Source organism: Exiguobacterium sp. s78, assembly GCF_018618985.1.
In the GTDB taxonomy this organism is placed as follows: Bacteria; Bacillota; Bacilli; order Exiguobacteriales; family Exiguobacteriaceae; genus Exiguobacterium_A; species Exiguobacterium_A abrahamii.
In genome coordinates this window covers 1-258 of sequence record NZ_JACSNB010000018.1, presented here as the reverse complement: position 1 = coordinate 258, position 258 = coordinate 1, and the positions used below count along the sequence as shown (strand labels likewise).

The window sequence follows — 258 nt, the reverse complement described above, 5'->3', positions numbered from 1 at the left end:
CCCGCGACAGGACGGAAAGACCCCATGGAGCTTTACTACAGCCTGATATTGAGGCTTTGTGCATGATGTACAGGATAGGCGGGAGACGTCGAGCCCGGAGCGCCAGCTTCGGAGGAGTCACCCTTGGGATACCGCCCTTCATGCATAGAGTCTCTAACTCGCAGCCGTGATCCGGCTGGAGGACCGTGTCAGGCGGGTAGTTTGACTGGGGCGGTCGCCTCCTAAACAGTAACGGAGGCGCCCAAAGGTTCCCTCAGA

The 258-nt window shown here is 59.3% G+C and carries 1 rRNA gene; it reads left to right on the top strand.

From position 1 onward, the window contains the following. A 23S ribosomal RNA gene (locus tag KNQ18_RS17210) occupies positions 1–258 on the top strand; the annotation flags it as partial.